Source organism: Algoriphagus sp. (genome assembly GCF_024642405.1).
GTDB lineage: Bacteria > Bacteroidota > Bacteroidia > Cytophagales > Cyclobacteriaceae > Algoriphagus.
On record NZ_JAHEBC010000080.1, the window covers coordinates 1 to 14,817 of the forward strand.

A 14,817-nucleotide genomic window follows, 5' to 3' on the forward strand; every position below is an offset into this window, starting at 1 on the left:
CTTAGGAGATTCAATAAATATTCACATCGAACCTGAAGCTTTAATTTTTAATAAAAACAATTGGTCAATCCCTGCTTCAAACCTACTTATTTATTCAAAAGACAATTTAGATTTTGAAGATTTCAACTTTACACGAAATGGCCAAGAGCTTTCATTCGAAAAGAACATCCCAGGCTTCACCGATGAAAATATAGCAGTACTTTTCCAAAATTTCAGGCTTTCCACACTCACTGGTTTGTTGAATCCGGAGGAAACAATTGCAGGTGGTGAATTAAATGGACGCTTGGTGGTAGAAAACCCATTTGGCGCTATTGGATTGATGGGAGAGCTTCAAATTGATAGCTTGAAAGCAGTTGGGGTACCACTTGGGAACTTAAACCTAGAAGCTACCGCCAAAAGCTTAGGCAATTACATTGTGGAATTAAGTTTAAAGGACGGAGGAATTGACCTGAATTTGAATGGTGGGTTTATTGCCAATGAAACTAGCGGAGAATTTGATCTTAAACTAGATTTATTAAAGGCTGATATGTCAAAAATAGCCGCCCTTTCACAAGATCAAATTCTCGATGCGACAGGTTATTTAAAAGGGACTTTGAATGCAAGCGGGTCAACCAGCGATCCTGTTTATTCAGGAGAATTTCAATTCATAGAGACTTCCTTTATCCCTGCTCAATTAAGCACTAAATATCTGCTTTCTGATGAGACAATTAGAGCGGACAATGACGGAATCTATTTTGATCAATTCACTATCAGAGATATCGATAATAACACGTTTAAAATAAACGGATCTGTCGCGACGACTGATTTCACCAACCCTGGATTTGATTTAAATTTATCAGCAGAGAATTTCATGGTGATAAATTCAACAGATCAGGAAAATGACTTGTTTTATGGACGAGGCACAATTGATGCAGACGTCAGTATTGAAGGTGACTTGAATCTCCCAATTGTAGTTGCGAAATTGAATGTAAAAGAAAATACAGACTTAACTTTTATCATACCGGAATCTCAACTTGACCTTGTAGAAAGAAACGGTGTAGTTTTATTTGTAAACAAAAATAATCCAGATGATATTTTGACCAGTGGCATTGAGGAGACTACTACTGCGTTTTCAGGATATGATATTCAGGCTTTATTGACCGCAGATCCCAATGCAAAATTCAAAGTAATAATAGACCCAAAAACTGGTGACAATCTTTTGATCTCCGGAAGTGCAAACTTACAAATGGATATCAATCCAAATGGTAGGATTACACTAAGTGGAGAATATGAAATCTCCGAAGGCCATTATGAAATGTCACTTTATAACCTGATCAGTAAAAAATTCATCATAGACAAGGGAAGTAGAATCACTTGGAATGGCGACCCTATGGACGCTACGATGGATATCCGTGCCATTTATCGAGTCGAGACTTCCTCTACAGAGTTGATGAATTCTCAACTTTCAGGAAGTAATCAGGAAACAAAATCACAGTATAAAAGAAGACTTCCATTTTTAGTTTATCTAAATGTGAAAGGTGAATTATTAAAACCGGAAATTTCTTTTGCCTTAGATATGCCAGAAAATGAGCGAGGTGAATTAGGAGGAAGTGTATATTCTCAGGTTCTCCAAATCAACGAACAAGAAGATGAATTAAATAAACAGGTTTTTTCACTTTTGGTTTTGAATAGATTCTTCCCTTCTACCGGTAGTGATGGCTCAAATGGAGGAGCTGAAGGTATTGCCCGAAATAGTGCAAGTCAGGTACTTTCAAGTCAAATGAATGCACTTTCGAGTAAACTCTTTGGAGATAGCGGATTCCAAGTAGGTTTTGACATTGACTCTTATCAAGATTATCAATCTGGAAGTAGCCAAAATCGAACTGACTTAAATATTAATGCCCAGCAGAGTTTATTCAATGACAGACTTGTGGTACAGGTTGGAAGCCAAGTAGATTTGGAAGGAAGTTCCCAAAATTCCGAGCAAGCAAATTCAATTTTGGCTAATATAAGTTTTGAATATATGCTCACGGAAGATGGAAGGTGGAGAATAAAAGCTTTTAGAAAAAATCAATTCGAAAGTATCATTGATGGTCAGTTGGTTGTCACAGGAGCAGGCCTAATTTTCAATAGAGAATTTAACCAGTTCTTTGAACTTTGGAGACCTCCAGTTCAGGATCCTGACAAAACCAATCCAATTGATGAATTAAAGGAAAATCAAGTCAGAAAGGAGGAAGATGAAAATTAAAAAATATTGGATTTTCTTCCTCTGCTGGATTTTCTGTTTCACTGGATGTCAAATAAAAAAGTACATTCCTGAAGGGGAGTTATTGTATACAGGAGCCAAGCTCGAAATAGATAAACCAGAAGATTTAGAAGACTTCGGTAGCGTAGAAGGAGAACTTAATGAATTACTTCGACCTGAACCAAACTCTAAATTTCTAGGAATGCGCTTTGGGCTTTGGGCTCATTACAAAAACGAGAAGGAAAACCCAGGTTTTATTAATCGCTTTTTGAATAAAAAATTCGGTGAGGAACCAGTTTATCTAAGTGATGTGGATCAAGCCAGAACTGAGGAGCTTATCCTCAACAGGTTAGAAAACCGAGGTTTCTTCTATGGTTCTGCTAGTTCTGAAACCTTCAGAGATGAGAAATATGGAGATGTAACATACAAAGCCATAATATCCCAACCCTATATCTTGAGAGAAATTGAGTTGGACAGAGATTCACTCCAAATTGAACATGATATTAAAAGTTTATTAAGCAGTTCTAAACTTCAACCAGGAAGTAGATTTGATTTAAACACTTTAAATCAAGAGAGAGATCGAATAGATGAAGGCTTAAAGAAAAAAGGTTATTATGATTTCAATAGCGACTATTTAATTTTTGAGGCAGATACTAATATTTCTGATTCGTCCAGATTATTTAAACTGTATTTAAGGCTTAAAAACAATATCCCTGAAAATGGACTCTTGCCATTTCGGGTAGATCAAATCCAAGTTTTTCCAAATTACTCATTAGATGAAAATGCAGAAAAATTAGACACTGTCAGTTTAGATGGAAAGGAATTTATTCAGGGAGAATTAACATTTAAGCCAAAACTTCTAAATGACTACATCCTTATAGAAAAAGGAGAAAATTATGATCCAGATAAATCAAGGCTTTCTAGCAATAGATTAAGTTCTATCGGTAATTATAAATTTGTAAACCTCCGATATGAAGAAATAGGCGGATTAGACACTTCGGGGCATCTTTCTGCTAATTTCTATTTATCACCAATGACCAAAAGATCTGTAAGAGCAGAACTTTTAGGCATTTCCAAATCAAATAATTTTGCGGGGCCTGCACTGAATCTAGTTTATAGAAACAGAAATTTATTCCAAGGTGGGGAGACTTTTAATCTCACAGGCAAGATTGGCTATGAGTTTCAGGTTGCTGGTGGAGATAGATCTAAACTGCATTCGCTGGAATTAGGTCTAAGGGCTGATTTGATTTTCCCAAGAGTAATTTTCTTTGTTCCGATAAAGGAAAAATTTAGTTATTCTGTTCCAAAAACCAAAATAAGCATTGGTACGGAATATTTGAGCAGAGGGGGACTTTATAAGCTTAATTCATTTTCAAGTTCCTATGGTTATTTCTGGAATGCAAACCAATATGCCTACCATGAAATCAATCCTATTAGTATCAACATTGTCAACCTATCAGAAACCTCGCCGGAGTTTGATGAAATCTTAAATAATAACCCTTTTCTTAAAAAGAGTTTCGAGCAAAGTTTCATTGCTGGAATTAATTATACTTTCAACTATAATAAAATTAACGATAGGTTCAGAACCCATGGTTATTTCTTAGGGCTTGGATTGGACTTTGCAGGCAATGCTATTAATGGACTTGAGAAAATTTTGAACAAAGAAAATGGAAAAGTTTTTGGACTTGAATATGCCCAATATGCCAAAATGGATATTGACTTACGTTATCGCTTCAATTTTACAAACACCCAAACAATCGCAACCCGGCTTTTCGCAGGAGTTGGTGTCCCATTTAACAATTCCACTTCACTCCCCTATTCAAAACAATATTTTTCTGGTGGACCAAATAGTATTCGAGCATTCAGGATTCGATCCATTGGACCAGGAAGCTATATGCCTGAGGAATTTAATGACAATTCCTATTTTGACCAATCAGGTGATATTCGTTTAGAGGGTAATATTGAATATAGATTCCCTATGGTTTCCTATCTAAAAGGAGCACTTTTTCTAGATGCAGGAAACGTCTGGTTGATGAATGAAAATGAAGCTTTGCCAGGAGGAAAATTTAGTTCAAATTGGTGGAAAGAGATTGCAGTAGGGACAGGTTTCGGTTTGAGAGTAGATATAGAGTTTTTTGTTATTCGATTTGATTTAGCTACCCCACTTAGAAAACCTTTTTTACAAGAAGGAGAACGTTGGGGAAATTCATTCGACTTTGGAAGCAAAACATGGCGTAGAGAAAATCTGATTTTTAATTTCGCTATTGGCTATCCTTTTTGATTTATTTGAAATGAAACTAGAACATTTAGCCATTTGGGTAGAAGACCTTAAAAAAATGAAGGAGTTCTATTGCAATTATTTTGCAATGTCGGCTGGAGAAAAATACCATAATCCAAGCAAAAACTTTACTTCTTATTTCTTGTCTTTTCCGTCGGGAGCAAGGATAGAATTGATGCACAAACCTGGTTTACTAAGAGCATTAAATCGGGAAAATGAACTTGGCTTTGCGCATATTGCAATAGCGACTGGAAGTAAAGAGGAAGTATTAAAATATACTGAGAAGCTTCGCACAGAAGGATTTCGTGTTATTGCTGAACCCAGAACAACGGGTGATGGCTATTTTGAAAGTGTAATTTTAGACCCCGAAGGAAATCAAATAGAACTTACTATCTAATCATATGAAAAATATTCAAGCTTTTACTACAACAACCTTTGCATTCTTACTAATCTCTTATCATTCATTCTGTCAGGAAATTAAACCACCAAAAGGTTATTCTAATGACATTGGAAACATGGTTGCGATGCTGGATGACATCAAAGGAAGAATCCATCGCATCACAATGAATATGAATCAGGATCAAGTTGATTTTCTATTGGATGAGAATGCCAATAGAATTGGTGCCATGATTATGCATTTGGCCGCAACCGAAGCTTATTATCAAGTATTTACTTTCGAAAACCGAGAATTTAATGATGTTGAGAAAGAAAAATGGATGACTGGGCTAATGTTAGGTGATGATGCAAGAGAAGAATTTAAAGGCAAGCCTATTGCTTATTATTTCGAAATATGGGATGAGGTTCGTAACCAAACAAAGGAATTGTTAAAAGAAAAAGATGACAAGTGGTTTGCTTCTAAAGCAAAGGGAACCCAGATGAACTATTATTGGGCTTGGTTCCATGTCATGGAACATCAATCCAATCATATGGGTCAAATCGCTTTATTGAGATCTCGAGTTCCCCAATAAAAGGATTAAGGCAGCCAAATTATAGACTGCCTTAATCTTTTTATTTTTTATATGCTTCCCGAATAGCCCTGAATTCAGAGTTTGGTTTCCACTTGGGCCAATTATCGGAATTAGCTAAATTCTTCCCCACTTCATATAAAAGCTGAACGTCCTCTACTGCACCTTCAAGATTCCATCGTGAAGCGTCATATTCATCTGAAGGATTATGGTAATATTTTTGGACATATTCATCTTCTAGTGCTTTGCCATATTCCTTTCCCTTTTCAAAATGATCTATCCCATTACTGAAGTATAAAGCAGGCACTCCAATCTTCGCAAAGTTGAAATGGTCAGATCTAAAATAATATCCAGCTGAGGGAGTTGGATCAGGTGCAGAATATCTGCCTACTTTCTCAAGTTCAACATTCAATAAATCCTCCATCTCAGACTGACCAATTCCTATCAGTGAAACATCCTTCATTTTACCATAAGGATTGATGCCGTCCATATTGATATTGGCAACCGTTTTTTCTTTAGGGAAAATCGGGTTTTGAGCATAATATGCAGAGCCCCAAAGCCCTTGTTCTTCAGCAGTTACAGCAAGAAACACCACAGTTCTTTCAGGTTGCGGATCTGTTTTGAAAGCTTTCGCAAGCGCTAAAAGAGCAGCTGTTCCAGATGCATTGTCCAATGCTCCATTGTATATACTATCGCCTGTTTCATCAGGAGCTCCATATCCAAAATGATCCCAATGTGCGGTATAAATAATTACATCCTCAGGATTTTTTGATCCAGTAACTTTAGCGACCACATTTTTTGAAATGTTATAGTCAGCAATAACTTCCATAGCAGAGCTCGCTTTTAGATTCATTGGGATAGCCTGAAATTCAGCTTTTCTAGCTTTGGCAAGTAATTCTCTTCCATCTAAACCAGCCATTTCAAAAAGCTTGTTTGCTGTTGGTAAAGTTACCCAACCTTCAAATGCTGGGGTATAATTATTCGTACCCCGATCATCCAAATATAAAAGCGGTGAATTCCATTTGCCTTGCACCACATTAAATCCATAGCCAGCAGGAATTGTATTATGAACGATTAAACAGCCCAAAGCTCCTTGACGAATTGCCTCCTCGTATTTGTAGGTCCATCGACCATAATAGGTCATGGTATTTCCTTTAAAAAAGGCTTCATCCTCTGTTCCAAACCCTGGATCATTCACAAGAACAACCACTATTTTATCCTGGACATCAATATTTTTGTAATCGTCCCATCCATATTCCGGAGCAATTATACCAAAGCCTGCAAATACCATTTCGACATTCTCAAAACTAACTTCAGGATCGGTTCTTTGGGTCCAAAGCACATAATCTTTCAAGCCTTCAAAACTGACAGTTTCGGTAGACGAGCTTACCGTCATCTTTGAAGATGGGATTGTTTTTATGGAAACCATAGGTACATCTTGAAAATAAGAATCTCCATTCCCTGGCTCCAAACCCAGCGTTTTAAATTCATTTTCAAGGTAATTAATCGTAATTTCTTCACCTGCAGTAAATGGCATTCTACCCATGAACTCATCTGATGCAAGTTTTTCGAGTTTAGGTTCTAAATCTGAAATCTGGAACTTATAGGTCTCCTTTTCTACGCTTTGGCAGCTCCATATGAGACCTGCTAAAATTATAAGAGCAATTTTCTTTAACCACATATTCTTAAAGGTTGGATAATTCTAAAATTACTAATTTCTCACCATTGAAAATTCTATTTTTCTTCATTAACAATAATCTTAATTAAAACGAATCAAATCATTTACAAAACCTGCTTTGATTGGTTAATTACTATGTCTTTACTTTATTTTTCATTTTCAAATAAAAAGCATTTACATTTTTTTCTTTGATTGAAAAAGAAGTTTAAAAGTAAAAAGTACTAGAGGAGTTTATAATTTTAAAAAATCTCTAATCCAATCATTAAGATCCAAATCCAAGACCAAATGGATTAAATCAGTCTCCCCTTCATTCCTAATTAGATGGGGATCTGAGATTTTTAAATACCAGCAGTCCCCCTCTTTCATATCAACTACTGAATCATTTAACAGAATAGTAACAAGTGGATTTGAGAAAACGGGAACAAGTATTCTTACTTCGTTTTCTCCCAAATTTTGATCTAAAAGTCTCACTGTTCCTGCCCCTTGGGCTAATTTCATCAATCGGACTGAATATTTATCACATTCAAATAATTCTAAAATTGATGAAATATATGGGCATTTTTGAAGGGATGGAGTTGAAACAAAATCACTACCTTCTAGATCTATTGAATCCAACAGTTCTTTAGGTTTGTTGTCTTCTTTGGCGGTTAATGAAATTACAGACCAATCACCTTTATAATCCTTCCTCACAAATAATTGATCCCATTGGAGACCTCCCAAAGAACTTACTTCGTCTTGTAGTTTCTTGACATCAAATTGAAATGGAAATTTGATTCTATCGGTTTGAAGCATTCCTAATTAGCAGATTATCACCCAATAAGAAGAATTTGCTTGTATATCCCATCTGTTTTCATCAATTTTTACCTCACTCAATCAAAATCTAAATGACCAGCAAAGTTTTTCTGATCTTTTTCTTAGTCTTAAGTTTCAAATCTTATTCTCAAAATAAATTAAAAATTGGAGTAGCAGGCCTCACTCATGGGCATGTCGGATGGATTTTAGAAGCTAATAAAAGAGCGGATATTGAAATTGTGGGGATTGCCGAGGCAAATGAGGAATTAGCCCGTAGGCTTACCAGTCAATATGGAATTTCTCAAGAGTTGGTTTTTAAAGATTTGGATGAAATGCTCGAAGCCACCAAACCAGAAGCTGTAACTGCCTTCGGGAATATTTTTGATCACTTATCTGTAGTCGAAGCAGCAGCTCCAAGAGGTATTCATGTAATGGTCGAAAAACCTTTGGCAGTAAGCGTAGATCATGCCCAAAAAATGGCTGACTTGGCAAGGAAGCATAACATCCATTTACTTACTAATTATGAAACCACTTGGTATCCATCGGTAGAAAAAGCCCAAGAATTATTAGAAGAAGGTAAGGTTGGAGAAATGAGAAAATTAATTGTAAGAGATGGGCACAGAGGCCCAAAAAAGATTGGAGTAAGTGATGAGTTTTTAGAATGGCTTACCGATCCGAAGTTGAATGGAGGTGGGGCAATTATTGATTTTGGTTGCTATGGAGCCAATCTATCCACTTGGCTAAAGGAAGGAAAAAAACCGATTTCAGTCACAGCTGTCACTCAGCAATTACAAGCAGAAAATAATCCGAAAGTTGATGATGATGCCACTATCATTCTTACATACGAAGACTCTCAGACAATTTTGGAACCTTCCTGGAACTGGCCTATTGGAAGAAAAGACATGGAGATTTATGGGCTGACTGGAGCCATCTTTGCAGATAATGGAAAAACTTTACGTGTTAGAATGGCCGAAGGCTACGATGGATTTAAAGAAGAGACGATGACTTTTGAAAACCGAATGACCCCATTTGACGATCCGTTTACTTTTTTGATTGCTGTGATTCGAGGGCAAATTCAATTAAAACCCTATGACTTGAGTTCTTTAGAAAACAACCTGATCGTAGTTGAAATATTGGAAGCGGCTGTGGAAAGCTCAAAAAGTCATAAAACTGTTTTCATTAAATAAACTTTATTTATCAAGCATAATTCCCACAATCCCCCAAGGATTTCTCATAAACTAGCAATATTTAATTACACGATTTTTGAACTATTAATATGATAGACATTAGAATTCTTTATTCTGATTTTTTCACTTCCTTCATGTGATCTGTCAATTCTATTTTATTTGATACTGGATCCAAAGACATCAAGTATCTATAAATAGCTCTTAAATCCACCTCATCCATTTGTGAAAAACTACCCCATGGCATAGGTGAATATTCATAAATCCTTCCCGCTTTAATCCTTTCCACAAAAGTATCTTCGGTCCAAGAAGCTAAAATTCCTGTTTCAGGATCAGGAGTTAAATTAGGAGTAATAAATTTTGCTCCTGGAACTTCTTCAAATTCCAAACCACCACTAAATTTAGGACCCGTAAATTCTCCCGTCATTAAATCTCTTGGAGAATGGCAGCCCACACAATTTGCTACTGAATTTGCTAAGTATTTACCATAAACTTCTGATACTTCAATATCTACCTTCTTCGGTGGAGTCATTTCAGGTCCTTCAGGTTTAATTAATCCCAAAGCCAAAATAGCTTTACCAAGGAAATTATATTCTGTTGGTTCAATGAAATTATTAACAGGTTTTTGAGATCTCAAAAATGAAATAATAGAGGCTACATCATAATCAGACATATTCTGAAATGGCATTAATGGAAAAATAGGTCTTCCATCATGACCAATTGAATTTCTCATCACTCTTGCTACTTCTCCATCTGTGAGTTTTCCGATTCCAGTTTCCATATCAGGAGTCAAATTTCTCGATCTAATAATACCTGGGTCAAAGTCAAATTCTCCTCCACCAATCAAGGGTAGATCTATCCCATTCTCCACTTCGAGTGCCCTTTCAGGAGGATTATGGCAACCCGCACAATGCGCAGGTCCATAAACAAGGTATTTTCCTCTAGCGATCATCGTTGAGTCGGAACTTGCTCTAATTTCCGGGTAGGGGGCATCGTATTTTTGGTCCCATTTCAAAAATACAAAGCTGACAAAACCCAAAACGAATAAGATAATGACGCCTACGATCCATGCAAAAATTTTTAAAAGCTGTTTCATACGTATATAAAATTGATGTTTAAATCATCTTCATTAGTTTATACTGATTCAAATACCTGTATTGGAAAAATCTAAAATAGAATTGAAACAAAAAATTTAATTCCTTATAAAATAGTTTTAATTACCTGAAAAACAGTTTTTTATATTTCAATAAGTTAAATATAATTTTTTAATTAATCATTGTATTATTTATAGTTATTTCAAAAAAATAAAAACCATCTCCCCATTAAGAGAGATGGTTTTGAAATATTTTTACAAAAAATTATAAAGACACTTTCATGCCAGTTTCTGCAGATTTTAAGATTGCTTGAACAATCCGAATATCACGAAGCCCTTCCTCGCCGGGAACTAGAACTGGTGTTCCTTCCATAATAGATTTTGCATCATGATCCATTTGATTGGCTTGTTGCCAAGGAACTTGGTAAGGGAAATTTATTTCACCTAATGGACTCTTACCTTGATTTCCGTTATATCCAGAAAATGGCTCCATTTCAATCTTTCCTTGTTCACATTGAATCGTTAAAAAATTAGTATTCTCAAAAAACGAGGTTTTGATAGAAGCCATGGCACCACTTGGGAATTCCAATTGAGCCTCTACTATTTCACCTAATCCATTCTTATATATTTCTGGTCTTTCAGCCCAAACTTTTGCTGCATTTACAGATATAGGTTCTTCTCCAAAGCCCAATCGTGCACCTTGGATTGCATAGACCCCCATATCGTATATTACTCCACCTCCCATTTCACGCTTTTGCTTCCAGTGATCAGTCCTGTTTTCTCTGTATCCGGCTGCACAATCCACTTTTAAAACATTTCCTAATTCTTTGTTTTTAACAATCTTTTGAAACGCCTGAGTATTGGGCTCATGTTGGCAGCGATAACCTATAGATAAATTGACATTATTCTCTTTGCAAGCATCAATCATAGCTTGACAATCCTCCGCCGTCACGGCCATCGGCTTTTCGCACCAAACATGCTTTCCCGCTTTTGCCGCTCTAATTACATATTCTTTATGCATTGAAGGAGGTAAAACCACATACACCACATCTATATTTGGATTATCGGCTATGGAATCAAAATTTTCATAACTGTAAACGTTCTCCAAAGGGATATTATATTTCCCTCTCCACATGGGGATTTTGGAAGGAGTTCCAGAAACTATACCGGCCAAATAGCAATTTTCTGTCTGTTGTAAAGCTAGGGCTAATAAATCTGTACTGTAATATCCCAACCCAACTAATGCAACTCCAAGTTTGTCTCTTTTAGGAATCTTTGGATTAGCGAATAAACTGAAGGGCGAAACTAAACTCGCACCTGCTGCGAGAGATAAAGTTTTAAGAGAGTCTCTTCTTGAAAAAATCTTCATAAAGTTAAATTTGGTTTGGGGTTAACAATTGTCTTGGATCAATTTAAGAGAATCTTCGAAAGGTTCAAAAAATCAGTAACTTAGATTTAAACAATAAATCAATTATAGCCATGAAAAATGTGTTCTTTTTCCTTCTAGTTATTCTATCATTCAACAGTATTTCCAAAGGTCAAACTCAGCCTTATTTAGATTTTGAAACTGCCACATATATTTCTGATGCTGCACAAAAAAAAGCAGTGGAAGAGGGTTGGAATATGGTAATCGTAATCTTAGATGGGGGTGGAAACCTGATTTCTCTGAGGAGAATGGATGGAGTACAAATTGGAAGTATTGATGTGGCAATTGCAAAAGCCAAATCTGCAGTTTACTTCAAAAGACCAACTAAGGTATTTGAAGATGCTATGAAAAGTGAAGGAGGAGGCAGAATAGCCACTCTCCCCAATATTGTAGCAGTTGAGGGAGGACTTCCGATTTTCAAGGACGGTATATGTATTGGATCAATTGGTATTTCAGGAGCCACTTCTCCACAAGATGGAATAGTAGCTGCTGCAGGTATTTCTGTGATCGAATAAAATGAGGTGATATTTAAGAGAATTATAATACATAGCTTATACTTTATTAATAATTGCTCAGTTCATTTTCGTTTTGACCTTTAATGCGGAAATTCAAACCTATAGAACCGTATGAGTCATGATGAAAATTTACTTCATCAGAACTAAAGTTGAAATTAGAGAAGCTCCACTGTAATTGCATTTTAACATTCTCAAAGCCAAATCTGAACTGAAGACCCGGTTCAAAGACGACCTGCTTATTATTTTTTTCAAATTGACGTCTCAAATCTGAAAGGCGATTAGAATCATTTATTCGCATCCCTCGGTCTTCGATAGAAACATAGGCTATTCTTGGAATAAACGAGCATTCAAAATACTTGCTAATGAATCCAATAGAAGGTTGAATAAATGGTTTTGTAATACTAACATTCAAATACTCTAGACCATTGAAATTTTTGTTTTTAATACCACTAAAGCCAATACCACCCAAAACTTCATAACCGATTTTTTTATTTTGACTTCTTCCATAAATACCTCCCCCAAATTCCACATAAGTACCATTACCTTTCCAGTCTTGGATTTCAGGGTCTCCTTCCCCTCCCATACTGTAAAAACTTGAAATTATTGCAACTTTATCAGACAAGGCGTAGCCTCCCTGAAACCCAAACCCACGGGATGCATCATCAGATTGATAAAGATTAAGAGCCGCATTTGAGCTGGCATAACTTGGATTGATACTTACTTCACCTTTTTTTTCAAACATAGGAGCATTATGCCCAACATTGGAATAAACAATTGGAGAACAGGAATTTATCGCAAAAGATATGAATACAGCAAAGCAGATATTTTGGATCCTATTTTTCATTTTTTCCTAATTTTCTAATGAAATTATCCTAATGAAAATCAAATCGCTAATTGATAAATACCAATACTAAATTAAATTTTAGCATGTTTTACTAATCCATATTCTAACTTACAAATCAAATTTCACTGTGATCAAACCATATCTTGGCTGAACCAAGTAAGAATAAGTACTGATTAAATTATCTGAAAAACTATCCCTTCGAATCGAACGGGTGTCTAAAATATTCCATACAGTAAACCTGATTTCCCATGGACTAGATTTGCCTTGATAGCTCAAAAATGCGTTTAAGAAATCAAATTCGCTTTGAGTATCAGCCCCTGTGTTATTGTAAGTGTTGAGGGCGTAATCTGCATTCAATTTCAATCCTTTCCAGATATCAAGGTCAATTTCAATTTTTGGAGTATGGGTATTAAATGTGTTTTTTGTACTCTGACCTTGATACCTATTAGTAGTAAAATTATAACTCAGATCAACTTCCAGTTTTTTGAAAAAAGTGGTCGTTCCTTTCAGTTCGTAGGTCTGTGAAAATTGTTTATTCTGATTCACTACATCATTAATCAGGTTATTTGTGGTGAAGGAGTTCCATGTTCCGCCCGCACTTATTTTGAACTTGTTAAACTTCTTATCAATGTTCAGATTACCATTCAAAGTTTCGTTGACAGGATCAATATTCAAGACCGTTAAAAATCTATTGATCCCTTGAAAATCCGTGGTGGTTACTAAATCATTTTTCTTTCTCTGCCAGTTAACAGTTCCATAAAAATTCAAAGAAGAAAAGAAATCATAATGAGTATAGTACAAAGAATGATTCGAAAACAAACCATTGTCTAACATTCGGTTCCCTGTGAAAATCGAATTATAATCCTGAATCACATAGCCCTCGGCTAACTTTTGCACATCCATAAAACTCGCAGTAGCCTGATACCTATAGGTCAAAGAGCGATTGGATTTAATAGCCCATTTGGCATACATCCCGGGCAAAAACAAATATTTTTCAGTTTCTGATTTATCCTCAAACTGCCTATCCTGCCAAGCATATCGATGAGCATAGATTGTTGGACTCAAGATGAAATCTTTCCATTTGGTTTTATAAGTCATCCCCAAATAAAGATCCTGTATTCCAAAGCGATTATCGTTTTCAAATTCAGAAAAAGATGTTTCTGAACCTGGTAAAACTTGGCTTAAATCAGATATCATATCCTGCCTCGTATCCGAATAACCCAAACTCCAATTCAAATGATTGGTTGCATTGAGAATCTGGTAATAATTAAATGCACCTTCCATGGTACGTGAATGCACTTGTTGCCTTTGTAAAAAACGATAGCTCTCCTGATCCAAAATAGGAAGCAATCCCATAAAAGGTTTTTGATTGGTCGTCAGGTCATACAAAGGATCTTGGTATTTTTTCTCCCAGTTTAATTCCATAGAAAAAACCTGCTTTTCATTAGGCGCATGGTACCATTCCGCTTTTTGTTGAACGCTGTAAGGTCTTCTCGATTGAATATTATCAATCTGCTGTCGAATACTTCCAAAGTCTGAATCCATAATATTTCTATTCTGGATATCTGACATTTTACCAAAGATTGAATATTTAACATAGGTTTCTTCTTTGGGAGTGTAAGTCACTGCATATTTCATCAATCCGGAAGCATTCTCCACCTTACTCGCAGAAGTCAAAGTTTCCTGATTGTTTTCATCACTTCTCAAATAAGTTCGTTGAGAATTACTTCCTAAGCGATTCTCAGAGGTGGATCCAATAATAAATCCCGAATGCCTCCATTCTTTGCTTGGATTATAGTTTAAATTAAAAGCTCCCAA

12 protein-coding genes are annotated in these 14,817 nt (G+C 35.9%); 6 read left to right on the forward strand and 6 right to left on the reverse strand.

Annotation, left to right across the window (positions count from 1 at the left end):
- The 4 genes from Q0L68_RS08285 to Q0L68_RS08300 all read left to right on the forward strand — a co-directional run.
- Positions 1-2,227 (forward strand): translocation/assembly module TamB domain-containing protein (locus Q0L68_RS08285; protein WP_296701608.1); only part of this gene is annotated, 2,227 nt, incomplete at its 5' end.
- Positions 2,217-4,505 (forward strand): BamA/TamA family outer membrane protein, encoded by a 2,289-nt coding sequence (locus tag Q0L68_RS08290; protein WP_296701610.1) that lies wholly within the window; start codon positions 2,217-2,219, stop codon positions 4,503-4,505. The genes Q0L68_RS08285 and Q0L68_RS08290, both read left to right, overlap by 11 nt.
- Before the next feature lie 10 nt (positions 4,506-4,515).
- Positions 4,516-4,899 carry a VOC family protein gene (locus Q0L68_RS08295; protein WP_296701611.1) on the forward strand — a complete coding sequence of 128 codons (384 nt, stop codon included), beginning with the start codon at positions 4,516-4,518 and terminating at the stop codon, positions 4,897-4,899.
- A 4-nt stretch (positions 4,900-4,903) separates the two neighbouring features.
- Complete coding sequence (locus Q0L68_RS08300) at positions 4,904-5,470, forward strand: DinB family protein (RefSeq protein ID WP_296701612.1); 567 nt, start codon at positions 4,904-4,906, stop codon at positions 5,468-5,470.
- Between the two features lie 40 nt (positions 5,471-5,510).
- On the opposite strand, the gene Q0L68_RS08305 is transcribed toward Q0L68_RS08300, so the two are convergent.
- Positions 5,511-7,148 (reverse strand): M28 family metallopeptidase, encoded by a 1,638-nt coding sequence (locus Q0L68_RS08305; protein ID WP_296701614.1) that lies wholly within the window; start codon positions 7,146-7,148, stop codon positions 5,511-5,513.
- A gap of 228 nt (positions 7,149-7,376) precedes the next feature.
- Entirely contained in the window at positions 7,377-7,937 is a 561-nt protein-coding gene (locus Q0L68_RS08310) for an aspartyl/asparaginyl beta-hydroxylase domain-containing protein (RefSeq protein WP_296701616.1), read from the reverse strand.
- A gap of 92 nt (positions 7,938-8,029) precedes the next feature.
- Here Q0L68_RS08310 and Q0L68_RS08315 point away from each other — a divergent pair, with 92 nt between their 5' ends.
- The gene (locus Q0L68_RS08315) at positions 8,030-9,124 is read left to right on the forward strand and encodes a Gfo/Idh/MocA family oxidoreductase (protein ID WP_296701619.1); all 1,095 of its coding nucleotides are present in this window, start codon (positions 8,030-8,032) and stop codon (positions 9,122-9,124) included.
- Positions 9,125-9,233: 109 nt separating this feature from the next.
- On the opposite strand, the gene Q0L68_RS08320 is transcribed toward Q0L68_RS08315, so the two are convergent.
- Both Q0L68_RS08320 and Q0L68_RS08325 read right to left on the reverse strand, forming a co-directional pair.
- Positions 9,234-10,217, reverse strand: a complete 984-nt coding sequence (locus tag Q0L68_RS08320) for a cytochrome c (RefSeq protein ID WP_296701621.1) — start codon at positions 10,215-10,217, stop codon at positions 9,234-9,236.
- Between the two features lie 262 nt (positions 10,218-10,479).
- The gene (locus Q0L68_RS08325; RefSeq protein WP_296701622.1) at positions 10,480-11,583 is read right to left on the reverse strand and encodes a Gfo/Idh/MocA family oxidoreductase; all 1,104 of its coding nucleotides are present in this window, start codon (positions 11,581-11,583) and stop codon (positions 10,480-10,482) included.
- 110 nt (positions 11,584-11,693) lie between these two features.
- Here Q0L68_RS08325 and Q0L68_RS08330 point away from each other — a divergent pair, with 110 nt between their 5' ends.
- On the forward strand, positions 11,694-12,155 hold the full coding sequence (locus Q0L68_RS08330; RefSeq protein WP_296701624.1) for a heme-binding protein: 462 nt from the start codon (positions 11,694-11,696) through the stop codon (positions 12,153-12,155).
- 46 nt (positions 12,156-12,201) lie between these two features.
- Here Q0L68_RS08330 and Q0L68_RS08335 read toward each other — a convergent pair whose 3' ends face one another.
- Together Q0L68_RS08335 and Q0L68_RS08340 are read right to left on the reverse strand one after the other, a co-directional pair.
- Positions 12,202-12,999: a hypothetical protein gene (locus Q0L68_RS08335; RefSeq protein ID WP_296701626.1), complete on the reverse strand. Its 798-nt coding sequence runs from the start codon at positions 12,997-12,999 to the stop codon at positions 12,202-12,204.
- A 108-nt stretch (positions 13,000-13,107) separates the two neighbouring features.
- A partial coding sequence (locus Q0L68_RS08340) for a hypothetical protein (protein ID WP_296701628.1) occupies positions 13,108-14,817 on the reverse strand: 1,710 nt, incomplete at its 5' end.

Bases quoted from the DNA above. Each gene is read 5' to 3' on its own strand.
- Q0L68_RS08330 (WP_296701624.1), top strand. From the start codon at position 11,694: ATGAAAAATGTGTTCTTTTTCCTTCTAGTTATTCTATCATTCAACAGT.
- Q0L68_RS08295 (WP_296701611.1), top strand. From the start codon at position 4,516: ATGAAACTAGAACATTTAGCCATTTGGGTAGAAGACCTTAAAAAAATG.
- Q0L68_RS08290 (WP_296701610.1), top strand. From the start codon at position 2,217: ATGAAAATTAAAAAATATTGGATTTTCTTCCTCTGCTGGATTTTCTGT.
- Q0L68_RS08315 (WP_296701619.1), top strand. From the start codon at position 8,030: ATGACCAGCAAAGTTTTTCTGATCTTTTTCTTAGTCTTAAGTTTCAAA.
- Q0L68_RS08310 (WP_296701616.1), bottom strand. From the start codon at position 7,937: ATGCTTCAAACCGATAGAATCAAATTTCCATTTCAATTTGATGTCAAG.
- Q0L68_RS08305 (WP_296701614.1), bottom strand. From the start codon at position 7,148: ATGTGGTTAAAGAAAATTGCTCTTATAATTTTAGCAGGTCTCATATGG.
- Q0L68_RS08300 (WP_296701612.1), top strand. From the start codon at position 4,904: ATGAAAAATATTCAAGCTTTTACTACAACAACCTTTGCATTCTTACTA.
- Q0L68_RS08335 (WP_296701626.1), bottom strand. From the start codon at position 12,999: ATGAAAAATAGGATCCAAAATATCTGCTTTGCTGTATTCATATCTTTT.
- Q0L68_RS08320 (WP_296701621.1), bottom strand. From the start codon at position 10,217: ATGAAACAGCTTTTAAAAATTTTTGCATGGATCGTAGGCGTCATTATC.
- Q0L68_RS08325 (WP_296701622.1), bottom strand. From the start codon at position 11,583: ATGAAGATTTTTTCAAGAAGAGACTCTCTTAAAACTTTATCTCTCGCA.